We start from the raw sequence: 24,726 nt of genomic DNA on the forward strand, positions 1-24,726 counted from the left end.
TTATTTTGCTTTCGCTTCGCTGTACCGTTTCGCCACTTCGTCCCAGTTGACGACGTTCCAGAATGCGGCAATGTATTCCGGACGGCGGTTTTGGTATTTCAAGTAGTACGCATGCTCCCAAACGTCCAAGCCGAGAATCGGCGTTTTGCCTTCCATAATCGGCGAATCTTGGTTCGGCGTGCTTGTGATTTCCAGCTCGCCGTTGTTCACAACAAGCCATGCCCAACCGGAACCGAAACGGCCGGCCGCTGCTTTCGAAAACTCGTCTTTGAACGCGGTGAAGCTGCCGAATTTTTTGTTGATGGCGTCAGCCAGCTCACCCGTCGGCTCGCCGCCGCCATTTGGCGACAAAATCGTCCAGAAAAGCGAGTGGTTCGCATGGCCGCCGCCGTTGTTGCGCACCGCCGTGCGGATGCTTTCCGGAAGGGCTTCCAAATTGCTGAGCAGTTCTTCGAGCGATTTGTTTTGCAAATCCGGATGTCCTTCAAGCGCCGCATTCAAATTTGTAACGTATGTGTTATGGTGCTTCGTGTGGTGAATGTTCATCGTTTCTTTGTCGATGTGCGGCTCCAGAGCATCATACGGATACGGCAATGCTGGCAATTCAAATGGCATACCGATCTCCTCCTTTTTGATTTATGTACACGAACGCCAAAGCGTTCGCTTGAGATTAGCTTACCAAAGTTGGCACAATGTTTCAATCGACTTGCTTGTCCTCGCTTTTTGTTTACATATTTTCAACACACCGTTGACCGTTTCTTCATAATGACAAGCTATAGTATATGGCTGCCATTCGTTCCGAAGCCGATGCACTAAATGAACGGGTGTTGCAATGGCGCGCCTTGCTTGAAACCTTTCATTTGCCTTCTGACTAAAGCGGGAAGATGCCCGCTTTTTCTTTGTCTCAAGTTGAATTCTTCCTCTTTCCCGGCTACAATGGAAAAGGAGATAAAGAAAGGTGTGTCTGCGATGAACGTATTCGTCCAGCTGTGGAAAAGCTTATATTCTCCGAAAGACATCGCCCGCTTTCGATTTCAGGGAATTGGGAAAACGATCGGTTATTTGTTTTTGCTGACTTTGCTGTCCACTCTTCCGACGTTTTACTATGTCTCCTCGTCGCTCACTGAAGGCATCCGCACAACGAGCGCCTTATTGAATAACGAGTTGCCGCCGTTTTCGATTGAAAACGGCGAACTTCACTCGGAGGCGGCCACGCCGATTCATATTGATCAAGGCGGATTTACGATCATTTTTGACAGCACCGGCAAAGTGACGAGTGAGAACGTCGAGCAGTTTCCGAACGCCATCGCGCTCTTGAAGCATGAAGCCGTGCTCGTCGCCGGCCATCAGGCGCAGCATTACAGCTATGCCACGTTTCCGGATGTGACCATTACCGACGAAGACGTTCGCGCGTTCATCGCCGGTCTTCAGTCGCTTCTCCCTGTCCTCATCCCGCTTTTTGGGTTCGTTTTATACGTGCTCGCCTGCGCCGGGAAATTCATCAGCGTGTGCATCTTTGCCTTTTTCGGCCTGATTCTTGCCGGCGTGCTCGACAAAACGCTGCGCTACCGCCATACATGGGTGATGTCGGCTTACGCCATTACGCTGTCGACCGTCTTTTTCACCGTGATGGAAACGGTGCAAGCGGTCGTGCCCTACGGCGCGTTGATCCATTGGTTCGTTTCGCTTGTCGTTCTCTTTTTGGCAGTCAAGGAAGTGCCATCAGCCAAACGGGAAATATAAAAAAGCTGCCTGTCGATGCAGGACAGCTTTTTTTGTGCTTACGCTGCTTTGCTTCTTTCTCCTCGTCCTCGACGCGCGCGCCGCCCCCCCCCCCGGAGTCTGCCAGCGGCTGAAGCGCTGTAGATCCCACTAGTGCAATGGTGCCGGAGTAGGTTTCTTCTTTCTTTGCCGCTCCTTCATTGCCGCCCGCGTTGTTCTTTTCAGTCTGCCCGCAGCCGGCCAAAACGCCGGTCATCAACAAGGCGGCCAATCCCAATTTGACTCGTTTGCTCCACATTCAGAAATCCTCCCGTTTTGTTTTCGTACTTTCAACGTACAAGACCATTGTAGCGAGACATCGTTAGGCCCTTATAAAGCAGTTGTTGAGTTTCTGTAAAGACAAAAAACAGGAATATTTTCAAAAAGCCGTCAAGCGAGCCTTGAAGGCAAAGAAGAACGGTGATGCCGTTTTTCAAATTGGAGACATTCTTTTGTTGAAGTGTTTTCCTCATGAGCTCAACGACCTTGCTAAGGAAGACATATTTTCGCTGGACAAGCATACATATGAAATAGATATACGCATGCGGAGGAAGCGTCATGAAAAAATTCATTTTTCTCCTGCTTCTCTTTCTTTCCAGTTATATCGTTTACCGCGACCTTGTCATCGGAACGCTTCACCCTTCATCTGAAACAGCGGCAGCCGTTGTCCAGTCGAAACAGGCGGCCATCCCGTACCGGACGGTGACCATTCGCCCTGGCGATACGTTGTTGTCCATCATCGAGAAAGAACTCAACGGTCCATTGCCCGTTCCGCTCGAGCAGCTGATCCGTGATTTTGAACGGTTAAATCCAGGCGAACATGCGCAAACATTAAAAATCGGGAAAACTTATAAAGTACCGATCTATCGCTAACCGGCGAATCGCTTGTCAAACGGCGGATGGCACTGTTACAATAATGCAGAAAGCGACTCGAATGTTAAAGGAGCGAATTCCCGTGGGTGAAATCATCCATCGTTCAAAGACTCGGCCGGTCCGCGTCGGTCCGCTGACGATCGGTGGGAGCAACGAAGTCATCATTCAAAGCATGACGACGACGAAAACGCACGATGTCGAGGCGACGGTGGCGCAAATCCGCCGGCTTGAGGAGGCGGGCTGTCAAGTCGTCCGCGTCGCCTGCCCGGACGAACGGGCTGCCGCGGCGATACCGGAAATTAAAAAGCGAATCAACATCCCGCTTGTCGCCGACATCCACTTTGACTACAAACTGGCGCTGAAAGCGATCGAAGGCGGCGTTGATAAAATCCGCATCAATCCAGGCAACATCGGGCGCCGCGAAAAAGTCGAAGCGGTCGTGAAAGCGGCGAAAGAGCGCGGCGTGCCGATCCGCATCGGCGTCAACGCCGGATCGCTGGAAAAACGCATTTTAGAAAAATACGGATATCCAACAGCCGACGGCATGGTCGAGAGCGCCTTATACCATATCCGCATCTTGGAAGAACTCGATTTTCACGACATTATCGTTTCGTTGAAAGCGTCCGATGTGCGCCTCGCCATTGAAGCGTACGAAAAAGCGGCGCGCACGTTCGACTATCCGCTCCATGTTGGCATCACCGAGGCGGGAACGCTTTTTTCCGGCACGATCAAAAGCGCGGTTGGACTCGGCGCCATTTTAAGCAAAGGCATCGGCAATACGATCCGCGTTTCGTTAAGCGCCGACCCGGTTGAAGAAGTAAAAGTGGCGCGCGAAATTTTAAAAACGTTCGGGCTCGCCTCCAATGCGGCGACGCTCATTTCCTGCCCGACGTGCGGGCGGATTGAGATCGATTTGATCAGCATCGCCAATGAAATCGAGGACTATATCGCCAAAATTAAGGCGCCGATCAAAGTCGCCGTGCTCGGTTGCGCGGTCAACGGCCCGGGCGAAGCGCGCGAGGCGGATATCGGCATCGCCGGCGCCCGCGGCGAAGGCTTGTTGTTCCGCCACGGCAAAATTGTCCGCAAAGTACCGGAAGAACAAATGGTGGAAGAACTGAAAAAAGAAATCGATAAGCTGGCGGAAGAATATTTTGCAAAGCAAAAGGAAAACAAAGCCGCTCTGAAAGGCAGCGCCGCCCAATGAGCGGAATGTTCCTGCATAACGAGAAAGGGCGTCCCCGCCTTGGGGACACCCTCGCTTTTTTTTACGTATAAAACGGCATAATAAACAGGCGGACGAGAATGGCGATGACGCCAATCCCGATGGCCCAAGCCCCAAGCGTTTCCGCGCCGCGCCGGCGCGCGATAAACCCGACAATAATGCCGGTCGCCCCTAACAAAATCGGCCAAATAAACAAGGCGATGATGGACAGGGCCAAAGCGAGCCAGCCGAGCCCGGCGCCGTCCGCGCGTTCTTCATCCCGCTCGTCGCGGCGGCGAATCGGTTCAGCGACTTCCGCCGCTGTTTCTTCCATGAAAGTGCGTTCTGGTTCCTCTTTTTCGATCGATTGCACGTAACTTCCATTATACGTGCGCTCGCGGTCGTCTGCCATATGCTTCCCTCGCTTTCCTAAAGTAAGGAGCATTCTTAGTATGAGAAACCGGTGCCATTTTATCAGTGTGAATATTTTCTAAAAGGGGGATGCGACGATGAAACACCGGCTCGGGATCGACATTGACGGCACGGTTACGTGTCCGAGCACATTTATTCCGTATTTAAACGAAGCATTCGGCAAAGAGCTCGCATTACACGACATTACACAATACAATTTGGCGCCGTTATACGGCGTGGCGGAGGAAGAAATGGACCGGTGGCTTGCGGAAAATGAGGCGGGCATTTACGAACGTGCGCCGCTGGCTCGCTACGCGCTTGAGGTGATTGACAGCTGGAAAGACAAATACGAGCTGTATTACATCAGCGCCCGCGGCCGCCATTTGTACGAGCTCACCGAACGCTGGTTTCAACGGCACGGCATCCATTACCACCATATTGAGCTGATCGGATCCCACGATAAAATCGCCGCCGTCCGCCAATACAGGCTGGCCGCCTTTTTTGAAGATAAATACGATAACGCTTGTGAGATCGCAGAAGCATGCGGCATCCCGGTCATTTTGTTTGACACGCCATACAACCAAGGTCCGCTTCCTGACAATGTCATCCGCGTCCGGCATTGGCTCGAGGCCAAGCGTGAAGTCGAGCTGCGCTTGGCGCCATAAGAAAAACATCTCCCATCTTATATCGGGAGATGTTTTTGACATTGCGGACATGTTCCGTAAATTTCAAATTTATGGTCGGCGATTTCGTAGCCGTCGAGCTGCGTGGCCAGCCTTTCCATTGGACATATATCGATTTCTTTTGTTTTCCCGCACTCGGTGCAAATGAAATGATGGTGATGGCGGCGGGCGTCGCAGGCGAACCGAAACCGTTTCTCTCCTGACAACTCGGTCATCTCCAAAATGCCGAGCGCAGCAAAGAGCGACAAATTGCGGTACACCGTGTCAACGCTTAAGCCCGGATAAGCGGGACGAAGCGCCTCAAGCACTTCTTTTGCCGTCAAATATTTGTCGCGGCCGGCAAACAGCTCGAGCATTTGTTTCCGTTTTTCCGTATATTTAAACCCTTTTTCCTTCATTAACCGCAACGCTTCGCCAACGTTCATCGCGACCGCCCCCTTCTCCATTTTTTCCATCCTAATACGAGAAGCAAAATGGCCACGGCCATCATGACAATCGTTCCGCCCGGCGCCCAATCGAGTTCGTATGCCGCCAGCAAGCCGACGATGACGGAAAGCTCCCCGAAGAAAACGGAATATGCGATGGCTTGTTTAAAGCTTTTGGCGATGCGGATGCTCGCGGCCACCGGCAGCGTCATGAGCGAAGAAACGAGCAGCACGCCAACGATGCGCATCGACGCCGCGATGACGAGAGCGACAAGCACGATAAACAAAAAATGAATGAGCTTGGCGCGGACGCCGGAAACGCGGGCATATTCCTCATCAAACGAGAGAAGAAACAATTCCTTGTAAAAAGCGAAAATGACGGCGACAGCAACAATCGCGACGCCGAGCGCCGTTCCGACATCAGAGCGGCTGACAGCGCTCACGCTGCCGAACAAGTACGAAAACAAATCAGTTGTAAATCCGTTGGCCGCTGAAATCAAAATCACACTTAAGCCGATGCCGGCCGATAAAATGATCGGAATGGCAAGCTCCTCATAATGCCGGTACACAGCACGCAGCTTTTCGATAAACAGCGAGCCGATGACGGAAAAGCCCATGCCGATGTACAGCGGGTTCCATCCGGCTGCCGCCGGCACGGACTTCCCGAGCAGCAGCCCGGCGGCAATGCCGGCAAGCGTGACATGGCTCAACGCATCCGCGATGAGCGAGAGCCGCCGAACAACGATAAACACGCCAAGCAGCGGCGCGGCAAATCCGGTCAATACCCCGGCCCAGAAGGCGTTGCGCAAAAACTCGTACTGCCATAAGGCTTCCCACACGTGTCATTCCTCCAACGTCAATCGTTTATATGGCCCCTCTAGTGCTCGTGGGAGAGAACGTGAAGCGGATGCCCGTAAAACTGCGAAATGGCTTCGTCGCCAAGCTGTTCAAACTCCTCCGCTTTTCCATGGAAATAGAGGCGTCTGTTCAAACAGGCGATATGGGTGACCCGCTCCGTCATCGTCCCGATGTCGTGCGTCACTAAGATAAGCGTCAAACCGCGGCGGTTCAAATCGCCAAGCAGCTCATAAAACTCGTGCACATGGCGGGCATCCACGCCGACCGTCGGCTCGTCTAAAATGAGCAAATCCGGTTGGCTCGCCAATGCCCGGGCGATAAACACCCGCTGCTGCTGGCCGCCGGACAGCTCGCCGATATTGCGCTTCGCCAACTCGCTCAGCCCAACAGCCTCAAGCGCCGCCGTGACCGCCCGCCGGTCTTCTTTCGTCAACAGGCGGAACAAGCCGCGTTTCGCCGTCAATCCGCTCGCCGCCACTTCCTCAACCGTCGCCGGGAAACCGCGGTTAAAACTGTTGGCTTTTTGCGATACAAAGCCGATTCGATGCCATGCCCGGAACGATTCAACCGGTTCACCGAACAACAAAATGCGGCCATGCGACGGCTTGAGCAAACCGAGCACGCATTTCAGCAGCGTCGATTTTCCCGAGCCGTTCGGGCCGACCAATCCTAAAAATGCTCCTTTCGGCACCGTTAAACTAACATGCTCAAGCACGTTCTCGTTTTCATAACGGAACGACACATCCTCAATTTGCAAAACAAGCCCACTCTCCATGGCGGTTCTCCCTTGCTAATTCAGAATCATTCTGATTTGCTTCACTATGCAAGTATACCCCGCCATCCGCGTTTTGTAAACCTCAATGAATCGCTGATTTAAAGCGGGCGCCGCGCACTTCATGCGTCGGCATAATGGTGATGAACGCATCCGGGTCGATTTCATTGACGATCGATTTTAGTTTTGTCACTTCCAAGCGCGTGACGACCGCATAAATAATTTCTTTTTCTTCATCGGTGTAGCCGCCTTTGCCGATCAATTTCGTCGTTCCGCGGCCGAGGCGGTGCAAAATGGCGTCCGAAATCTCCGCATAATAATCAGTGACAATAAAAGCGGCCCGCGTCTCATCAAGCCCTTCGATGACTGCGTCGATCGTCTTGGAAGCAATATAGTACGTCATGACCGAATACATCGCCGCCTCGACCCCGAGCACAAACGCCGCCCAGCCGAAAATAAAGACGTTGACAAACATGACGAACTCCCCGACGGAAAACGGGATTTTTTTCGTCAACAAAATTCCTAAAATTTCCGTCCCATCGAGCGACCCACCATGGCGAATGACCAACCCGACGCCAAGCCCAAGCGCCAAACCGCCAAACACCGTTGCCAAAATGGGCTCGGCCGTCAGCGGGGAAAAATGATGAAATGCCCGTTCAGCGGCTCCGAGAATGACAACGCCTAAAATCGTCGACAACATAAACGTTTTGCCGATGTGCTTGTAGCCGAAATACATAAACGGGGCGTTTAAGAGGATGACAAGCGTGGCAAAATTGAGCAGCCGCCATTCATCTGGGATCAAGTAATCGAGGATGAGCGAAACACCGATAATGCCGCCATCGATCATTTTATTCGGAACAAGCAGCCGCTCGATCGCGAAGGCAGCCAATGCCGCGCCGATGGCGATCATGACCGCCCGGTACAACACATGGTTCAACGGTTCCTTTTTATGCTGTTTTGCCGCCAAATTACCACCCTTTCTCCCTTTGCTTTCATTTCCATTATATCATACACCCCTTTTCTGTTCACGCCATATGATGGAAAAGAACGAAGGAGGCGGTGGCAATGAATTTTTATCAACAGCTTGTCAAGCAAAAGTTGAAAACGATCACCCCGGAGGAATTGGCGGCCTACAGCCGGGACTACGGCCTGCCGATTACCGTCAGCCAGGCGAAAAAAATTCTCCATCTGGCCCGGACGAATGATCTCAACGTTTTCGATCCGCAAGAACGGAAAAAATGGGTGCGCGAGCTGGCGAAAATCACCTCGCCGGAGATCGCCAAAAAAGCGAACGAACTGTTTTTGCAATTTGTGCAAAAAAAGTAAAAAAGGGCGGAACGCCCTTTTTTATTGCTCGTCAGCTGCAATTTTCTCAAGCAATCGATCATCAAAGGTCTTTGCCCGCAGCATCGCAATTTCATGCTTGTACGGTGGTTTTTTGTTGTTTTTCTCCTCACCGACATACGGCGTTTCTAAAATTTTTGGAATATCCTCCAGTTGTGGATGATGGACGATATAATTGAGCGCAGCAAATCCGATATGGCCGAACCCGATGTTTTCATGGCGGTCTTTTCGGCTGCCGCGCGGGTTTTTGCTGTCGTTAATGTGCAGTACTTTCAACCGCTCAAGACCGATGATGCGGTCAAATTCATCAAGCACGCCGTCAAAATCATTGACAATGTCATAGCCGGCGTCATGCGTATGGCACGTGTCAAAACAGACGGACAACTTGTCGTTATAGGCGACGCCATCAATGATGTACGCCAGCTCTTCGAACGTGCGCCCGCATTCCGATCCTTTGCCGGCCATCGTCTCAAGCGCGATTTGCACGGTCTGCTCGCGCGTCAACACTTCATTCAGCCCGCGGATGATTTGCCGGAGCCCCGCCTCCGCCCCGGCGCCGACATGAGCACCCGGGTGCAGCACAAGCTGGCTCGCCCCTATCGCTTCTGTCCGCTCGATTTCAGCGCGCAAAAAATCAACGCCAAGCGCAAACGTATCAAGGTTGACCGTGTTCCCGATGTTGATGATGTACGGGGCGTGAACGACGATCTCCTCAATGCCGTGCGCCGCCATATGTTTTCGCCCGGCTTCGATATTGAGTTCCTCGATCGCCTTGCGCCTTGTGTTTTGCGGCGCCCCCGTGTAAATCATAAACGTATTCGCGCCGTAGGAAACGGCTTCCTCACTGGCGGCGAGCAGCATGTTTTTGCCGCTCATCGACACGTGTGAACCGATTTTTAGCATCCTCTTCTCTCCCTTTTCGTTTCATTCCGGGCCAAGACTACAATTATTTGAAACGGCCAAGCCGCTTTTTCTTCTTTTCGAGCTCGGCTCGCAGCTTTTTCTTATAGCCCGGCTTCACTTTCTTCGCCTTTTTCAGCTTGGCGATCACCGGTGCGAGTTCGTCTTTCTTTTCGCCGGCCCGCTTGCTCCGCCGGTTCCATGGCGGGAGCTCTTTCCATTCGCCGCGCACAAGATCGCGGTGGACGAACGAAATGCCCATTTTCTCCAAGCGGGCGATCGCATCCTGGTCGGACGGCTCGTAAATCGTCGCCGCAATGCCGTTGTAGCCGGCGCGCGCCGTCCTTCCAGCGCGGTGGATGTAAAACTGCAAATCATCCGGCAGTTCGTAGTTGACAACATGGCTGACTCCTTCGATGTCGATGCCGCGCGCCGCCAAATCGGTGGCGACCACGTATTGAAACTCGAGATCGCGGATTTGGTTCATCACTTTTTTTCGTTCGCGCGGCGTCAAATCGCCGTGCAGCACACCGACTTTCAGCCCTTGTTCCGCAAGAAGGTCGGCGACTTCATCCGCCATCTTTCTCGTGTTGACGAACACGATGGCCAAATACGGGTTGTAGCTGACAAGCACATCATGAAGCAGCCTAGCCTTCTCGCGCCCACGCAGCGGAATGAGCACATGCTCGATGTTTTCGTTTGCCGCCTGTCTCGGCTTGACCTGGACGAATGTTGGATTTTCCATATATTTTTTCAAAAACGGCTTCAGCTTTTCCGGAATGGTCGCCGAAAACACAAGCATTTGCAACTCTTTCGGCATGCGGGCGGCGATTTGGTCCACATCGACGAGAAAGCCCATATCCAGCATCAAATCGGCCTCATCAACAACAAGAGTGCGCGCCGTATGCACATCAAGCGCCTGCTCGCGGATGAAATCGTTGATGCGCCCCGGCGTGCCGATGACAATGTGCGGCTGCACCGTCAATTTTTCGAGCGCTTTTTGCTTATCCGTCCCGCCGATGAAACAGCGGGCGATGATCATGCGGTCTTTCGGGCAAAATTTTGTAATCTTCAATGTCTCATGATAAATTTGCGTCGCCAGCTCGCGCGTCGGCGCCGTGATGACAGCCTGCACTTCCGCACGCTCCGGATCGATCTTTTCGATGATCGGCAACAAATAGGCATGCGTTTTCCCTGTCCCGGTTTGCGACTGGCCGACCATGCTTTCGCCGCGCAACGCCCCCGGAATGATGCGTTCTTGAATTTCCGTCGGTTTATAAAAACGAAGCGCCTTAATGGCTTCGATGACAAACGGTTGAAACGAAAAACGGGCAAACTGCGTCTCCGTCATTCCACCACAACTCCCTTCTGCCTGAGCCGCTCCATTTGCTTCACCATTATAGCGAATGTCGGAGGTCGGCCGCAACTAAAGACCACGGCAGCGGGAAAAACCTTTCCCGCCCCGCCCGCATATTGTATGAACGAGGACGATTGTTCATCCGCACAGTGGGAAGGAGGCAACTGTCATGAGTGCCATGAGATACAGCCGGCCCCCGATGATGCCTTCTCCATTCATCGGTGCCCCGTCCGCCCCGTTCGCCCGCATGCCGGCCCCGTTCCCTCGCCCCGGCGGCGCAGGCGGCCTGCTAGCCCGTTTATTTTCCCGCGGGCAGCCGCCAACGGTGGTCCCATCTCCATCGGGGATGCCGCTATTGCAAAACACAGCCGCCAACGCCGCCACAACAGCCAACACAGGCAGCGGGTTTATCGGCATGTTAAACAACGTGCAAAAAATGCTCGGCATCGCACAAAACGTTGTGCCAATGGTGCAGCAGTACGGGCCGCTCGTCCGCAATCTTCCGGGGATGATCCGCATTTTTCGTGAGCTGAAACCAGCTGATAAAAAAGAGGAGAACCCCACCCAACCGGAGCGCGCACCGGCTGAAGAGGAGAAACGAAAATCAGGAGGGCTGGCGGCCAAGAAACGCCCCGTTCCGCGGCCAAAGCGCGAAGAGCTAGCAGAAAAGCGCACGCCAGCCGCATCCAAACCATCAGCCCCCAAGCTGTATATATAGCCATTTTCCGCCCCAGCGCTGCTTGTTGCCGTTTGGGGCGATTATTCTTTGTCTTCCCTTCCGCTCTCCGATATAATGAAAGGTGAACAACCGCCGCACGGTCGGCGGCAGGGAGGGAAAACGATGGAAGTCATTAAAATCACCCCGCGCGGATATTGCTACGGGGTTGTCGATGCGATGGTGATCGCCCGCAATGCGGCTTTGGATCCGTCATTGCCACGGCCCATTTATATTCTTGGAATGATCGTCCATAACAAACACGTCACCGATGCGTTTGCCGAAGAAGGCATTATTACACTCGATGGAGAAAACCGGCTTGAGATTTTGGAAAAAATCGACCGCGGCACGGTCATTTTCACCGCCCACGGCGTATCGCCGGAAGTGAAAAAGCGGGCGCTCGAAAAAGGGCTGGTCACGATCGATGCAACGTGCCCGGATGTGACGAAAACACACCGCTTGATCGAACAAAAGCTCGCGGATGGCTATGACATCATTTACATCGGCAAAAAAGGGCACCCGGAGCCGGAAGGAGCGGTCGGCATCAATCCGGAGCGCATTCACCTTGTGGAAACGGTCGACGATGTCGAACGGCTCGCGTTGGAAAACAAGCGCCTTATGGTGACGAACCAAACGACAATGAGCCAGTGGGACGTCGCCGATATTATGGCGAAAGTGAAGGAAAAGTACCCGCACGTGGAAATGCATAAAGAAATTTGCCTCGCGACCCAGCTCCGGCAAGAAGCGGTCGCCGAACAGGCAAAGGACGCCGACGTGACGATCGTTGTCGGCGACCCGCGCAGCAACAACTCCAATCGCCTCGCCCAAGTGTCGGAAGAAATTGCCGGCACGAAAGCGTACCGCGTCGCGGATGTCACGGAAATCGACATCAATTGGATAAAAAATGCCAAAAAAGTCGCCGTCACCGCCGGCGCTTCGACCCCAACGCCGATCACCAAGGAAGTGATCGACTTCCTCGAGCAATTTGACCCGAACGACCCGGCGACATGGCAGCGGGAGCGGAAAGTGCCGCTGCACAAAATTTTGCCAAAAGTAAAAGCAAAGAAAGACGAGTAACAGCTCGCCCCGTTTATAAACAAAGGCTGTCCCGCAGTCGGCAAAACCGCCTGGTGGAACAGCCTTTTTCGCTTGCCGCTTAGATGAACTGAAACGGATCCGTATGAACGCTGGAGGCGATCACGTCCGTTTCCCACTGCCGCTTCCGGAGCTCTGCCATTAAATAGCGGGCTAATCCTTGCTTCATCACTTTTTCAACATTATGGCCCGGGTCGACAAGGCGCAAGCCGAGCGCCTGGGCGTCATGGGCCGTATGGTAGTACACATCGCCGGTCACGTACACGTCCGCTCCAGCCGAGGCGGCAGCAGCGACAAACTTGTTCCCGTCCCCGCCCAGTACGGCGACGGTTTGCACAAGGTCATCGAGCCGGCCGACGACGCGCACGGCCGGGACGGAAAATGCGGTTTTCACTTGTTCGGCGAAGGCGCGCAGCGTCACCGGCTGCGGCAGCCTCCCGATGCGGCCAAGCCCAAAGCGGCGCCCCTCGTTGTCAAGCGGATAAAGATCATAGGCTACTTCTTCATACGGATGGGCAGCCAGCATCGCTTGAATGACATTCCGTTCCAAGGAAGCAGGAACGATCGTCTCAATGCGCACTTCCTCCACTTCTTCGAGCTTCCCTTGTTCCCCGATAAACGGCTGTGCTCCTTCTTCCGGCAAAAACGTTCCGATGCCGTGGCTGTTGAACGTGCAATGGCTGTAGCGTCCGATATGGCCGGCGCCGGCATCGCCTAACGCCGCCCGCACCGCCTCGGCATGACTCGCCGGCACGTAGACAACGAGCTTTTTCAACGGTTCTGTATATGTTGGCACGAGCACCGCCGTCTCGCTTAAACCAAGCGCCTCGGCGAGCCAATCATTGACCCCGCCAAATGCGACGTCTAAATTCGTGTGGGCGGCATACACAGCGATGTCGTGCTTGATGCACGCCGCGATCGTCCGCCCGTGCCCGTCGTCCGTCAACAGCTGCTTAAGCGGGCGGTAGAGCGGCGGATGATGGGCGATAATCAAATCGACTCGTTGATTGATGGCTTCGGCGACGACGTCTTCCAGCACGTCGAGGGCGATCATCACTTTCCGGACCGGCTTGTTCAACGTCCCGATTTGCAGGCCGATCCGGTCCCCTTCCATGGCGAGCTGTTTCGGGGCAAGCCGTTCCACAAGCTGAATAACTTCATGACCGTACGGAACCCGGCTCATCGCAACGCCTCCTCTACCAATTGGACTTTTTTCTCCAGTTCGCGCATTTTCACCCTAGCCGCCTCGCTTTCCCCTTTCTCCGCCAAATCGGCGATAATCCGTTTCCAATGCAGAAGCTCGCGCTGCCATTTTTCGCGGAACACCTCGCTGTTTTCCCGGCGCAAAAACGGCCCAAGGAGCAATTCCGCCTCCAGATGGCGGTACGGCCGCCGGGCGTCGCCGCGCTCGGCGGCAAGCACTTCGTAAATTTGCCCATCTTCCTTCAGTATGCGTTCGGCAATCAACTCCCACCCATGATCGAAGAGCCAGCGGCGGATCAGTTCAGCGCCAATGTTCGGCTGCAAAATGAGCCGTTGGACACCGACGAGCTTTTCTTTCCCCTCATCCAAAATGCGGGTGATAAGGGAGCCGCCCATGCCGGCGATCGTGATGCAATCCACTTCCCCCGGAGCGATGACAGCCAATCCGTCTCCTTTGCGCACCGAAATGCGGTCGGAAAGCCCCGTCTTTTCCACTTGTTGCTGCGCGGAGCGAAGCGGGCCGTCAGCGACCTCGCCGGCAATGGCTTTTGACACATACCCGTGCAGGCAGGCATAGCAAGGCAAATACGCATGATCCGACCCAATGTCAGCGAGCACGGCTCCTTTCGGAATGAAGGAAGCGACCGTTGCCAACCGCTTTGATAGGCGAAACTCGTTCATGGCTCCTTTGGTGCAGCCCGCCTTCCTTCCACCGCTGGGCGAAGGCGGCCGCTCCTTCCTCCTTTCCTGTTCTCAAGGTCGCGCGCCTCTATTGTACTAAACAAAACATCCCCTTGCCAAAAGCAAAGGGATGTTCACCATCCATTATTTTAAACCGGCGAGCCATTTCGTCATCGCGTCGATGTTGTCAGCCGGCACAAGCCCTGGCGGCATGTTGCCGCGTCCGTTTTGCAGGACATCTTTAATTTGGTCCGCCGATAACCGTTCGCCGACTCCTTTTAATGCCGGGCCGACGCCGCCTTCATAGTTTTGGCCGTGACAGCCAGAACACGTTTGTTGGTAAAACTGTTCCGGATTGAATTCGGCCGTTTGTTCCGTTTTTTTCCCGCCTTTTTTCTCTTTGGCCATTTCCTTCGCATCGCCTAGCCCTTTAAACGACAAGACGAACGTCAGCACAATCCCGAATGCCATGATGATGAAAAACGGGATGAGCGGATTGCGGTTCATCTCTTTTACCTCCCTTATGTATAATGAAGAACGTTGCAAACAATTTTATTTTACTGTAAATAATGGACAAGGAAAAGCTCTAAGTTGCCGAAAAGGCAACAACACACCTCAACACCACCAGATGGCGGCGGCTACAAGCAGCGGTCCGCTGACAGCGGCGAGCGAAAAGTAGCGAAGGCGAAGCAGACGGCCGACTGCAAACCAGAGAACACAGTTTCCGATCACGGCAGCGGCTAGCGCACCCGCTTGCCCCTGGAAAAAGCGGTCAACCTCCAACATGGATGCCACGAGCAAAATCCAAGCGCTTCCGATGAGCGGAAAGTGAAGAAGTTCTCGTTCGTTCCGCCACCGCCAGCAAAAAAACAGGCAAACAGCGAAAAAAAGGGCACAAAGGAGTGTTTGCAAAACAAATGACAATTCAGTAAAATAAATGGCAAGGGCGGCAGCTGGCAACAATAAACAAAGGCTGGCCTCCAGCCGGCTGCGCAACGGGCGGCGCGGGCTCAGGGAAGCATCGCCCTCGGTATAAAGCGCGAGCAAATAATTGCAATAATGCTCTGGCAGGAGGCGCGAACGTTTCCAATACTCGATTTCTCGGATAATCGTTTCCCGCCGTCTCCGGTTCATTTGCATTCCACCTTTCGCCAAAAGAAGAAGAAAAAAATAGTTTACTTCCGAAGAAGTAAACTATGGAACGAACAGTCATTCCAAAAAGTCTTTCAGCCGTTTGCTGCGGCTCGGATGGCGTAGCTTGCGCAACGCTTTGGCTTCGATTTGGCGAATGCGTTCGCGCGTCACACCAAACACCTTGCCTACTTCTTCCAGCGTCCGCGTCCGGCCGTCGTCAAGCCCGAAACGGAGGCGGAGCACGTTCTCTTCGCGGTCGGTCAGCGTATCAAGCACATCTTCAAGCTGCTCTTTCAACAGCTCATAAGCGGCGTGTTCCGATGGCGACGTCGCATCTTGGTCTTCGATGAAGTCGCCAAGATGCGAGTCGTCTTCTTCGCCGATCGGCGTCTCGAGCGACACCGGCTCTTGGGCGATCTTCAAAATTTCCCGCACTTTTTCCGGCGTCAAATCCATTTCCTCGGCGATTTCTTCCGGCGTTGGTTCGCGCCCGAGGTCTTGGAGCAACTGCCGTTGAACGCGGATCAGTTTGTTGATCGTCTCGACCATATGCACCGGGATGCGGATCGTCCGCGCTTGATCGGCGATCGCCCTCGTAATGGCTTGTCGGATCCACCACGTCGCGTACGTGCTGAACTTGTAGCCCTTGCGGTAATCAAACTTTTCAACCGCCTTGATCAGCCCCATGTTCCCTTCCTGGATCAAATCGAGGAAAAGCATGCCGCGGCCGACATACCGTTTGGCAATGCTGACGACGAGGCGGAGGTTGGCTTCCGTCAGCCGGCGCTTCGCCTCTTCATCGCCTTGTTCGATCCGCTTCGCCAGCTCAATTTCTTCTTCCGCTGATAAAAGGGGGACACGGCCGATTTCTTTTAAGTACATGCGCACCGGGTCATTGATTTTCACGCCGGGAGGAACGGATAAGTCATTTAAGTCGAATTCCGCCTCCTTGGCCAGCTCATCGATGTCCGGATCGGCTTCCAAATCGGATTCGCTGATGACTTCAATGCCTTGGTCAGCCAAGTATTCATAATATTCGTCCATTTGGTCGGAGTCCAAATCAAAGCCGGAAAGCCGCTCGGCAATTTCTTCGTATGTGAGGATGCCGCGCTTCTTGCCGAGCTCAGCGAGCTGCTCTTTCACCTGCTCCAGCGTTTCGCCGGCAGCCGCCTCGGCCTGCTTTGATTGGGCTGGTTTTTCGGCCATTTCATTACCTCCTTTAAAAACTCATACCACCATATTATGAGGAAGATAACATTTTTTTCATTTCAATCATTTCTTTGGCGATGCGGGCGGCTGTCAAAAAGTCCTTTCTTCGCTCCGCTTCCGTTTTTTCTTGTTCTTTTACCTTTAGCATTAACCATTTTGGGCGATTCAACACATGCCTGATATAATCCTCGAGCTCCTGTTCGGAAACGTCATCTGCGATCAATAAAAGCGACAGCTCGCTCGCGAGCGGCTGCAACTCGCCGGGGATTCTTGAGATGAGCGCACCCGGGTCGGCTTCATGCCCTTCTTCGTAAAAGGCGTAAATATAAGCGGCTAACGCCCGATGCTCCTCGATGTTAAACCGGCCGCCAATCCGCTCTTGAACGACCAGCGCCACATCGCGGCTTCTCATCATATGAGCAAGCAGCAACCGTTCCGCATTTTGAAAAGCCGGCAGCAACTTTTTCGCCAGCATCGGCCGCGCCGTTTCCCCATCGGGCGCCTCCCGCGGCTTTGTCCTCTCGCGCTGGCTGCGGGACAGCTGCTCATGAAGAGCGGAAAGCGACAACGAAAACTCTTCAGCGAGCTGGCGCAAATAATAATCTTGTTCCACCGGGCTCGACAGCTTGCCGATCTCCCGGAGCGCTTCATCAATATAGCGGAGCCGCTCCCCTTCGTGCTGCAAATTTTTTCCGCGCCGCAAATACGCCATTTTAAACGCCACGAGCGGTCGGGCGGCAGCCACTTCTCCGGCAAACCGTTCACCGCCATAAACACGTATATATTCATCCGGGTCAAGACCGTTCGGAAGGGATGCCACCTTGACGCGGCATCCCAATGCGCTCAGCTGCTCAGCAGCGCGCCAAGCGGCTTCGATCCCGGCGCTGTCGCCGTCATAACAAATCGTTATAGTGTCCGCATGGCGGCGCAAAATGCGCGCCTGCTCCTCGGTCAGCGACGTCCCCATCGTCGCAATGGCATAATCGATGCCGGCCTGCGCTGCGGAAATGACATCGGCAAACCCTTCGACAAGCAGCGCCTCCTGCCGCTTGCGGATCGGCACCCGCGCCGCATGAAAGTGGTATAGAATCGCCCCTTTGCGGAAAACGGGCGTTTCTGGGCTGTTGACATATTTCGGATGCCCTTCGCCGAGCAGGCGGCCGGAAAACCCCACCGTTTCGCCGCGGTGGTCGTGGATCGGAAACATAATGCGGTTCCGGAACCGGTCGACGTATCGCCCGTCCTCTTTTTTCGTCAACAACCCCGCCTTTTCCATCACCGGAAGAGAAAAGGAATGGCTCTCCAGCAACTTGGCCGCCGCATCAGGTGCATCCGGGGCATAGCCGATTTCAAACCGGTCGATCGTTTCTTTTGTCCATCCGCGCGCCTGCAAGTAATCAAGCGCGGCTTGTCCTTCTTTTGTATGGACAAGCAAATGATGGTAAAATCGTTTCAGCAAGGCATGCGCTTCCGTCATCGCCTTCGCCTCGTCCGTCTGACCATCATCGCGCCCGCGAACATCCAGCTCATAGACGGACAAATCGACGCCTGCCTTGGCTGCAAGCCGTTTGGCCGCTTCCACAAACGGAATGCCCTCGATGTCCATTAAAAACGTGAAGGCATTCCCTCCTGCTCCGCAACCGAAGCAGTGGAAAATTTGCTTTTCCGGAGAAACGGAAAACGACGGCGTCTTTTCCCCATGAAAGGGGCATAAGCCAAAATAGTTGCGGCCCTGCCGTTTCAGCTGGACGTATTCGCCGATGACATCCACAATATCGACGCCGCGGCGAATGGCTTCAATCGTTTCTTCGGGAATGCGATGTCCCATACGAACAACCCCGTATCATAATTTAATTTATTCTCGGCTGTCAGCCGATTTCCCTTTTACTTTCGACAAATTTTTTCAATTCCTCCGTTTTGCCTTCCCCCTTGCCCGCAACAGCCGGCCCTCCCAATCCGCCCGCCGCCTCCGTAAAGCAAACGGCGTCAAGCTGGCGAAAGGGCGCTTCGATATATTATATTTCAAGGCCAAAGGGAACATTTCATTTTTTTGACTTTGTTGCAGCGGACAACCTGGCCCCTAAAGCAAGGGAAGGCTTCACACTCCCTATTATTCTACATCATCCCCAAAAATCCTTCTTTTTTTTCGGGCGCCCGGCGGTTTTTGTCGAAAACTTTTCCCTTGTTTTCCTTGACAAACAGCTATAAATAGTTTACTCGACTTATGCCCACTCTAAACCTATGCAGGGTCATTTTTCCCGCAATTTTTTATTATAATATAACTCAGGGACGTATGCCATAAAAAAGCGCACGATTACCGGCAGGAAATCGTGCGGACAAAACAGGCGGATCCAACGTTCTTAACACTTCAACTTTTTCATAATGATGCTTGCCGTTTCTTCCACAGCTTTGTTCGTTACATCGATGACATCGCAGCCGATTTTTTTTACGACTTCGTCAAAATAAGCCAGCTCTTCTTTAATGCGATCCATGTTCGCATAGATGGCTTGGTCGTTCAAGCCGAGCGATTTCAAACGCTCGCGGCGGATCGACAGCAGCTTGTCCGGGCTGATTTTCAAACCGAAGCATTTGCCTGGCCCGACTTGAAACAGCTGCTCGGGCGGCTCGACTTCCGGAACGATCGGTACGTTTGCCACCTTCAGCCGCTTATGCGCCAAGTATTGCGACAGCGGCGTTTTCGATGTGCGCGATACGCCGATCAACACAATATCAGCGCGCAAAATGCCGCGTGGGTCGCGGCCGTCGTCGTATTTGACGGCGAATTCGATCGCTTCGATTTTTTTGAAGTAATCTTCGTCGAGCACGCGCACCTGGCCCGGCTCATACCTTGGCGTCAGCTGGAACAAGCCGCTCATTTTTTCGATGAGTGGGCCGATGATATCGTAAGCGACCACCCCTTCGCGCGCCGCCTCGGCAAGCAAAAATTCGCGCATTTCCGGAACAACGAGCGTAAAGGCAATAATGGCTTGGTTCATTTTGGCCAACGCGACCACTTCGGCTAACGTCGTTTTATCCTCTACGTATGGAACGCGCTTGATTTGAACCGGCGAGGCGTAAAACTGGCTGGCCGCCGCCTTGACGACAAGCTCAGCCGTCTCCCCGCCCGAGTCGGATACGACATAAACGAGGCGTTGATTCATTTTGTTCCTCCTTTTCGCTCACACATCGTCTTTGGCTAATGAGACGAACGCTTTCGTCATATTCGTTTTCGTAATGCGGCCGATCACTTCATACCCCTTCTCCGTTTTGCGCACGACCGGCATAGCGTCGATTTGCTTCTCGATCAGCCGTTCGGCCACCTCAATCAGCGGATCATCTTTATAACAAACAGCGATGTTCGGCATCCTTGTCATGATAATATTAACGGGAATCGCTGTCAGTTCCTGTTTGCCGATGCTCGCGCGCAGCAAGTCTTTGCGCGACAAAACGCCCGCAAGAAGCGACTCCTCATCGACGACAAACAGCGTGCCGACGTCTTCCAAAAACATCGTGACAATCGCATCATAGACGCTCACGTTTTCGTTGACGACGACCGGGATGGACTGGTAGTCTTCAACTTTTAATTTTTTAATCTTATCGGCGAACAGCTGCGTGCCCGTTTTTCCGGTATAAAAATAACCGACGCGCGGCCGCGCTTCCAAATAGCCGGCCATCGTCAAAATCGCGAGATCGGGCCGCAGCGTCGCCCGCGTCAAGTTCAGCTTTTCGGCGATGCTCTCGCCGGTGATCGGCCCGTAGTCTTTGACAATTTGCAAAATTTGTTCCTGGCGTTTATTCAGTTCGATCGTCGCTCACCACCTTGCCAAAAGGTCCCACACGCTATCATCCTTGTTTATATTACTGTAGATGAGCATTTTTCATTACAATAATTTCCATGGTTAGAGAGACAAACAGGGTACCCCTTACGCGATACGGAGCTGTTTTTTGATCACATCAATGGGAATATCTTGCTTCGCAGCGTCATAAATGAACTCGACGACGCTGTGGTCTTTCCGCGACCGAAGAAGCTCCAGCCCGGTGGAGAGGTTTTGTCGGGATTCGGCGATGCTGTACACGCAGGCCAACAGCACCACCGCCCAATACCGTTTCACCGCCCGAATGTGGCGAACGCGGTATCCATCCAGCTTCAGTTGATCTTTCGCCTGCCGGAAAAAGCACTCGATCGTCCAGCGCTGGGCGTAGTAACGCAAGATGTCTTCGTCCCCGAGTTCCCGGTCGGTGCTCAAGATGCAATGAAGATGTTCCGGCGCCATCGGCTGATCCGCCTTCCAAGCCAGCAGCACCACCGCGTCATCGAGGCCATGGATGGCCCCCTCATAGCGATACACGCGATAACGCTCCTGCCCCACCGTGACGAGGCGGGTGTCTTTGGACTCGATATAGCGGGCGAACTGCTTGGCTTGGATGGCGATGCCTTTCGGGTAGAGAATCCGGTTCGTCTTGAGCATCGCGATGACATGGAATCCCTGTTTCAAGCAGGCTTCAATGAGCTTTTTGGACGGATACCACGAATCCATGAGCACATACACCGGCTGAGCCCGCTTCACCTTGAGCGAGGAAAGCATCTCGATCGCCAGGTCGATCTTGCTTTTTCCCGCTTTCTTGTCATACAGGCGGAACGCAAATGGGAACGCCTGCGTGAAGGTGTGCACCATCAGCCAAACGAGCGAATGCCCCCAGACCGATTGATGATCTTTATGCGAGTAGTGCCAGTCGCACCCTTGAATGGCGTGCACAGCCCGTGACGAAGGCTTTGTTTTTTGGCAAATCGTATCATCAATCGAAACAAAAAGGGGTTGATTCTTCCGTTTGGCCAGTCGTTCGACCTGGGAAAGGATCCACTCTTGAAGCTTCCCAAGCAGCCTTTCCTCGTTCCAAGGGCTTTTCGTGAAAAAGTGACGGAGCGTCGTTCGATGATTCGGATGAAAGCTCCAGTAATGAATATCAGTCAATGTTCCCGAGAATCCCTTGGTGGTCAAGGCATCGACAATATGAATGAGATGCTTGATGACCGGTTTGGAAAGCTGCAGCGTCAACCCCAGCGTGAAGAAAAACTTGTGGATTCCTTGGTGATGTGCTAATCTATTCATGAGACATGAACCTCCTTGTGTGAATGGGTTTTGAGCACATCTATTTTACCCAAGGAGTCCGGTTCATGTCTCCTTTTTTGTTTAGTTGTCAATTTATGTCAGTGAATTTGCTCATCTACAGTATATTATACTACATCACGCGTTTACAAGGAAAATTAAGCATCCTGGCCGCTATCGGGGGCGAGTGTGTCTTTGAGCACGCTCATTTGCTGCAAAAAGCGTTTCGCCTTGAGCGACAGGCCGGCATATTCATCGTAGTACGCCGACAGCACCGCCTTCAATTCCGCCTTTGTCGTTTCTTTGACCGAAATCGCGCCCAGCCGGGCAAGATCAATATGGAAAAACAGGCGCAACAGCCGGGCCGACGCCGGCGACAACGGCATCCGGTGCGGGTCGGCCTCCTCGCAGCGATGACAAAGGAAGCCCGCCTCCTTGACCGAAAACGAGACGCTCCCTTCTGTCGCCCCGCAACGCGCGCAACGGTCAAGCACCGGCGGAATGCCGAGCACTGGGAGCATTTTCATCTCATAAATCAACGCCATGATCTCTAAATCGCGCCCTTCGCTCATATACTGTAACGTCTGCCGCAACAGCTCAAACAAGTACGGATTGCACTTTTGCTCTTCTGTGCTTTTGTCGGTGAGCTCCACAATATACGCGGCATAGGCAGCGGCAAACAAATCTTCACGCAGCGCCCGCATCGAATCAATGAGCTCCCCTTGATGGAGAACGCCGACGCCGCGGCTGCGGCGGATCAAATAATGGCCATAGGCGAGCGGCTGCGTAACAGCAGAAAGGCGGCTGCTTGGCTTTTTCGCACCTCGCGCCATCACAGCCACCTTTCCCCATTCCCTTGTAAACAATGTGACAATTTTATTCGTCTCGCCATAATCGATGGTCCGCATCACGATCGCTTCACACTTTTCAAACATTGAACCACCACCAATTGGGCCAGTGACGATGCTAAGAGATCGGCTGGTCGATTTCTTTCTGGTCGGTGTTCTGCTCCTCACCGCCGATCCGCCGCTCCCGTTCCAACTCTTTAAACAACAAGTACGTATCGATATTGCCTGTTTGGCTAAACAACTTCCAAGTAAACTCAAGCATGGAATGACACCTCTTTCTGCCTGCAGGCATTGCATATTGGTGGTTTTACCTATAGGTTGGCTCGGGCAAAACCCGTTTATGTCGCGTAAAATTTTCTAGCCGTCAATACTCGTCCTCGCGAAACCCGAAGTCGCGCAACTGCGAAAGGCGGTTGCGCCAGTCCTTTTGCACCTTCACCCACAGCTCCAAAAACACTTTGGATCCAAGCAGCGCCTCAATGTCAGCGCGCGCCCGCTGTCCGATTTCCTTTAACATCCGGCCTTGCTTGCCGATGATGATTCCTTTTTGCGAATCGCGCTCAACAACGATGACAGCCCCGACGTAAACCGTGCCCGTCTCTTCGCGCCGCTCAATGCGTTCGACGACGACGGCGATCGAATGTGGAACTTCCTCACGCGTCAAGTGAAGCGCTTTCTCGCGAATGAGCTCGGCGATGATAAACTGCTCCGGATGGTCGGTGACTTGATCCGGTGGATAATATTGCGGTCCTTCCGGCAACCGCTCTTTAATTTGCTCCAGCAGACGCTCGACATTGTTTCCTTCAAGCGCTGAAATCGGCACAATTTCCGCAAAAGGGTGCAAATCCTTGTACTGGTCAATGAGCGGCAGCAGCTCATCCGGGTGAACGCGATCGATTTTGTTGATCACCAAAAACACCGGTGTATCGACTTCTTTCAAGCGCTCCATAATGAACGCCTCGCCGCGCCCAAACCCTTCCTCGGCATTGACCATAAACAAAATCAAATCGACTTCGCGCAGCGCATTGAGCGCCACTTTCATCATAAAATCGCCGAGTTTATGCTTCGGTTTATGCACCCCGGGAGTGTCGATAAAAATGATTTGCGCGTCCTCATCCGTGTACACGCCTTGGATTTTATTGCGCGTCGTCTGCGGTTTGTCGCTCATAATGGCGATTTTTTGCCCGACGACACGGTTTAAAAACGTCGATTTTCCTACGTTCGGTCTTCCGATAATGGCAACAAACCCTGATTTGTATCCTTCCTTATTCATGCATATCCTCCGCTGAAAAAGCATCTGGCAGCAGTTCTTGAACGGTGACGATTTTGACATCGCCGTTGATATTGGCCAAAATGACTTTCATATCGCTAGGGCAAAGCTCAGCGATCACTTGACGGCATGCGCCGCACGGCGGAACCGGGCGGGGAGTGTCGGCAATGACCGCGAGGGCGGCAAACTCCGTTTCCCCTTCGGAATACGCCTTAAACAGCGCGATCCGCTCCGCGCAATTGCACACGCTGTAAGCGGCGTTTTCAATGTTGCAGCCGCGGTACACACTGCCGTCTTTCGTCAGCAACGCGGCGCCGACTTTGAATTTCGAATAAGGCACGTATGCGAATTCGCGCGCTTTTTTCGCTTCGGCAATGAGCTGTTCGATCTCCATGAATGGCTCTTCCTTTCCTGAAAGCAAACGCTGCTTTCTTTTATTATTTTACAAAAAATCGCCGCCAATTTCATCATTTGAAACAAAAATGTAACAGAAAAATTAGAATTTTATCTCTCGTTCGTTCAGCGAAGATGCGGCCAAAACAGCAGCGCCCCGATGATGACAGCAACCCCGGCAGCCACGAGCACAGCCGCAGCAGCGATATCTTTCGCCGCTTTCGCCAGCGGGTGAAACTCTCCTGTCACCAAGTCGACCGTGCGCTCGATGGCTGTATTCACCAGCTCGAGTGTAACGACCGCACCAACTGTCAGCACTAACACAATCCACTCCCAGCGCGACAGCCCGACAGCGAAACCGAGCGCAAAGGCAACAACGGCGGCCGCCAAGTGAAAACGCAAATGCGCCTCCTCCTTCACCGCCGCCTTCATTCCCGCCCAAGCCCAGGCGAAACGATCCCGTTCCCTCGCACCTCGCATGG

At 53.4% G+C, this 24,726-nt stretch carries 30 protein-coding genes; 7 read left to right on the forward strand and 23 right to left on the reverse strand.

What is annotated here, in order from left to right:
• On the reverse strand, positions 1–615 hold the full coding sequence (sodA, locus tag NSQ51_RS11210; RefSeq protein ID WP_033010224.1) for a superoxide dismutase SodA: 615 nt from the start codon (positions 613–615) through the stop codon (positions 1–3).
• A 354-nt stretch (positions 616–969) separates the two neighbouring features.
• Between sodA and NSQ51_RS11215 the strand changes: the two genes are divergently transcribed.
• Positions 970–1,743, forward strand: a complete 774-nt coding sequence (locus NSQ51_RS11215) for a DUF1189 domain-containing protein (protein ID WP_033014641.1) — start codon at positions 970–972, stop codon at positions 1,741–1,743.
• On the opposite strand, the gene NSQ51_RS11220 is transcribed toward NSQ51_RS11215, so the two are convergent.
• On the reverse strand, positions 1,709–2,020 hold the full coding sequence (locus NSQ51_RS11220; RefSeq protein WP_259463642.1) for a hypothetical protein: 312 nt from the start codon (positions 2,018–2,020) through the stop codon (positions 1,709–1,711). The two genes, NSQ51_RS11215 and NSQ51_RS11220, sit on opposite strands and share 35 nt — an antisense overlap.
• A 299-nt stretch (positions 2,021–2,319) precedes the next feature.
• Between NSQ51_RS11220 and NSQ51_RS11225 the strand changes: the two genes are divergently transcribed.
• Both NSQ51_RS11225 and ispG read left to right on the forward strand, forming a co-directional pair.
• Entirely contained in the window at positions 2,320–2,634 is a 315-nt protein-coding gene (locus NSQ51_RS11225; RefSeq protein ID WP_011231945.1) for a LysM peptidoglycan-binding domain-containing protein, read from the forward strand.
• Between the two features lie 82 nt (positions 2,635–2,716).
• A complete protein-coding gene (gene ispG, locus NSQ51_RS11230; RefSeq protein WP_033014644.1) occupies positions 2,717–3,841 on the forward strand; it encodes a flavodoxin-dependent (E)-4-hydroxy-3-methylbut-2-enyl-diphosphate synthase in 1,125 nt (374 codons plus the stop codon).
• Between the two features lie 61 nt (positions 3,842–3,902).
• Here the strand turns inward: ispG and NSQ51_RS11235 are convergent, their stop codons facing one another.
• On the reverse strand, positions 3,903–4,250 hold the full coding sequence (locus tag NSQ51_RS11235; RefSeq protein WP_033014645.1) for a hypothetical protein: 348 nt from the start codon (positions 4,248–4,250) through the stop codon (positions 3,903–3,905).
• A 97-nt stretch (positions 4,251–4,347) separates the two neighbouring features.
• Between NSQ51_RS11235 and NSQ51_RS11240 the strand changes: the two genes are divergently transcribed.
• Complete coding sequence (locus NSQ51_RS11240) at positions 4,348–4,914, forward strand: nucleotidase (RefSeq protein ID WP_033014646.1); 567 nt, start codon at positions 4,348–4,350, stop codon at positions 4,912–4,914.
• A 17-nt stretch (positions 4,915–4,931) separates the two neighbouring features.
• On the opposite strand, the gene NSQ51_RS11245 is transcribed toward NSQ51_RS11240, so the two are convergent.
• From NSQ51_RS11245 to NSQ51_RS11260, 4 genes are all read right to left on the reverse strand, one after another.
• On the reverse strand, positions 4,932–5,357 hold the full coding sequence (locus tag NSQ51_RS11245; RefSeq protein ID WP_033014648.1) for a Fur family transcriptional regulator: 426 nt from the start codon (positions 5,355–5,357) through the stop codon (positions 4,932–4,934).
• On the reverse strand, positions 5,354–6,196 hold the full coding sequence (locus NSQ51_RS11250; RefSeq protein WP_033014652.1) for a metal ABC transporter permease: 843 nt from the start codon (positions 6,194–6,196) through the stop codon (positions 5,354–5,356). Before NSQ51_RS11250 ends, NSQ51_RS11245 begins: the two co-directional genes overlap by 4 nt.
• A gap of 38 nt (positions 6,197–6,234) precedes the next feature.
• Positions 6,235–6,990: a metal ABC transporter ATP-binding protein gene (locus tag NSQ51_RS11255; RefSeq protein ID WP_049624491.1), complete on the reverse strand. Its 756-nt coding sequence runs from the start codon at positions 6,988–6,990 to the stop codon at positions 6,235–6,237.
• A gap of 82 nt (positions 6,991–7,072) precedes the next feature.
• The gene (locus tag NSQ51_RS11260) at positions 7,073–7,954 is read right to left on the reverse strand and encodes a YitT family protein (RefSeq protein ID WP_080985661.1); all 882 of its coding nucleotides are present in this window, start codon (positions 7,952–7,954) and stop codon (positions 7,073–7,075) included.
• Positions 7,955–8,052: 98 nt separating this feature from the next.
• Between NSQ51_RS11260 and NSQ51_RS11265 the strand changes: the two genes are divergently transcribed.
• Complete coding sequence (locus NSQ51_RS11265; protein ID WP_033010236.1) at positions 8,053–8,313, forward strand: DUF2624 domain-containing protein; 261 nt, start codon at positions 8,053–8,055, stop codon at positions 8,311–8,313.
• 21 nt (positions 8,314–8,334) lie between these two features.
• Here the strand turns inward: NSQ51_RS11265 and NSQ51_RS11270 are convergent, their stop codons facing one another.
• Together NSQ51_RS11270 and NSQ51_RS11275 are read right to left on the reverse strand one after the other, a co-directional pair.
• Positions 8,335–9,234, reverse strand: a complete 900-nt coding sequence (locus NSQ51_RS11270; protein ID WP_049624492.1) for a deoxyribonuclease IV — start codon at positions 9,232–9,234, stop codon at positions 8,335–8,337.
• A gap of 43 nt (positions 9,235–9,277) precedes the next feature.
• Positions 9,278–10,582: a DEAD/DEAH box helicase gene (locus tag NSQ51_RS11275; protein ID WP_049624493.1), complete on the reverse strand. Its 1,305-nt coding sequence runs from the start codon at positions 10,580–10,582 to the stop codon at positions 9,278–9,280.
• Positions 10,583–10,757: 175 nt separating this feature from the next.
• On the opposite strand from NSQ51_RS11275, the gene NSQ51_RS11280 reads away from it, so the two are divergent.
• The gene (locus tag NSQ51_RS11280; RefSeq protein WP_233434077.1) at positions 10,758–11,306 is read left to right on the forward strand and encodes a YqfQ family protein; all 549 of its coding nucleotides are present in this window, start codon (positions 10,758–10,760) and stop codon (positions 11,304–11,306) included.
• A 123-nt stretch (positions 11,307–11,429) separates the two neighbouring features.
• A complete protein-coding gene (locus tag NSQ51_RS11285; RefSeq protein ID WP_044743145.1) occupies positions 11,430–12,380 on the forward strand; it encodes a 4-hydroxy-3-methylbut-2-enyl diphosphate reductase in 951 nt (316 codons plus the stop codon).
• A 79-nt stretch (positions 12,381–12,459) separates the two neighbouring features.
• On the opposite strand, the gene NSQ51_RS11290 is transcribed toward NSQ51_RS11285, so the two are convergent.
• The 14 genes from NSQ51_RS11290 to NSQ51_RS11355 all read right to left on the reverse strand — a co-directional run bounded on the left by NSQ51_RS11290 (position 12,460) and on the right by NSQ51_RS11355 (position 24,724).
• Complete coding sequence (locus NSQ51_RS11290) at positions 12,460–13,581, reverse strand: Nif3-like dinuclear metal center hexameric protein (protein WP_033007938.1); 1,122 nt, start codon at positions 13,579–13,581, stop codon at positions 12,460–12,462.
• Complete coding sequence (locus NSQ51_RS11295; RefSeq protein WP_121650079.1) at positions 13,578–14,282, reverse strand: tRNA (adenine(22)-N(1))-methyltransferase TrmK; 705 nt, start codon at positions 14,280–14,282, stop codon at positions 13,578–13,580. Before NSQ51_RS11295 ends, NSQ51_RS11290 begins: the two co-directional genes overlap by 4 nt.
• Before the next feature lie 144 nt (positions 14,283–14,426).
• The gene (cccA, locus tag NSQ51_RS11300; protein WP_121650078.1) at positions 14,427–14,789 is read right to left on the reverse strand and encodes a cytochrome c550; all 363 of its coding nucleotides are present in this window, start codon (positions 14,787–14,789) and stop codon (positions 14,427–14,429) included.
• A 108-nt stretch (positions 14,790–14,897) separates the two neighbouring features.
• Positions 14,898–15,416, reverse strand: a complete 519-nt coding sequence (locus tag NSQ51_RS11305; protein WP_049624495.1) for a hypothetical protein — start codon at positions 15,414–15,416, stop codon at positions 14,898–14,900.
• A 75-nt stretch (positions 15,417–15,491) separates the two neighbouring features.
• Entirely contained in the window at positions 15,492–16,622 is a 1,131-nt protein-coding gene (rpoD, locus tag NSQ51_RS11310) for an RNA polymerase sigma factor RpoD (protein ID WP_033014671.1), read from the reverse strand.
• A 34-nt stretch (positions 16,623–16,656) separates the two neighbouring features.
• Positions 16,657–18,453, reverse strand: coding sequence for a DNA primase (gene dnaG, locus NSQ51_RS11315; protein ID WP_049624496.1), 1,797 nt, complete (start codon positions 18,451–18,453; stop codon positions 16,657–16,659).
• A 532-nt stretch (positions 18,454–18,985) separates the two neighbouring features.
• Complete coding sequence (locus NSQ51_RS11320) at positions 18,986–19,786, reverse strand: pyruvate, water dikinase regulatory protein (RefSeq protein WP_033009661.1); 801 nt, start codon at positions 19,784–19,786, stop codon at positions 18,986–18,988.
• Between the two features lie 18 nt (positions 19,787–19,804).
• A complete protein-coding gene (locus tag NSQ51_RS11325; RefSeq protein WP_255350126.1) occupies positions 19,805–20,431 on the reverse strand; it encodes a helix-turn-helix transcriptional regulator in 627 nt (208 codons plus the stop codon).
• A gap of 117 nt (positions 20,432–20,548) precedes the next feature.
• A complete protein-coding gene (locus tag NSQ51_RS11330) occupies positions 20,549–21,736 on the reverse strand; it encodes an IS701 family transposase (protein ID WP_033010947.1) in 1,188 nt (395 codons plus the stop codon).
• Between the two features lie 155 nt (positions 21,737–21,891).
• A complete protein-coding gene (recO, locus tag NSQ51_RS11335) occupies positions 21,892–22,668 on the reverse strand; it encodes a DNA repair protein RecO (protein WP_121649973.1) in 777 nt (258 codons plus the stop codon).
• A 31-nt stretch (positions 22,669–22,699) separates the two neighbouring features.
• Positions 22,700–22,843 (reverse strand): YqzL family protein, encoded by a 144-nt coding sequence (locus tag NSQ51_RS11340; protein WP_080985660.1) that lies wholly within the window; start codon positions 22,841–22,843, stop codon positions 22,700–22,702.
• Positions 22,844–22,945: 102 nt separating this feature from the next.
• Entirely contained in the window at positions 22,946–23,854 is a 909-nt protein-coding gene (gene era, locus NSQ51_RS11345; RefSeq protein WP_033009655.1) for a GTPase Era, read from the reverse strand.
• Entirely contained in the window at positions 23,847–24,245 is a 399-nt protein-coding gene (locus NSQ51_RS11350) for a cytidine deaminase (protein WP_033014679.1), read from the reverse strand. Before NSQ51_RS11350 ends, era begins: the two co-directional genes overlap by 8 nt.
• A gap of 125 nt (positions 24,246–24,370) precedes the next feature.
• The gene (locus tag NSQ51_RS11355) at positions 24,371–24,724 is read right to left on the reverse strand and encodes a diacylglycerol kinase family protein (RefSeq protein WP_033014681.1); all 354 of its coding nucleotides are present in this window, start codon (positions 24,722–24,724) and stop codon (positions 24,371–24,373) included.
• Between the last annotated feature and the right edge of the window lie 2 nt (positions 24,725–24,726).

Origin of the sequence: Geobacillus sp. FSL K6-0789, from assembly GCF_038593135.1 — a bacterium.
Taxonomy (GTDB): domain Bacteria; phylum Bacillota; class Bacilli; order Bacillales; family Anoxybacillaceae; genus Geobacillus; species Geobacillus stearothermophilus.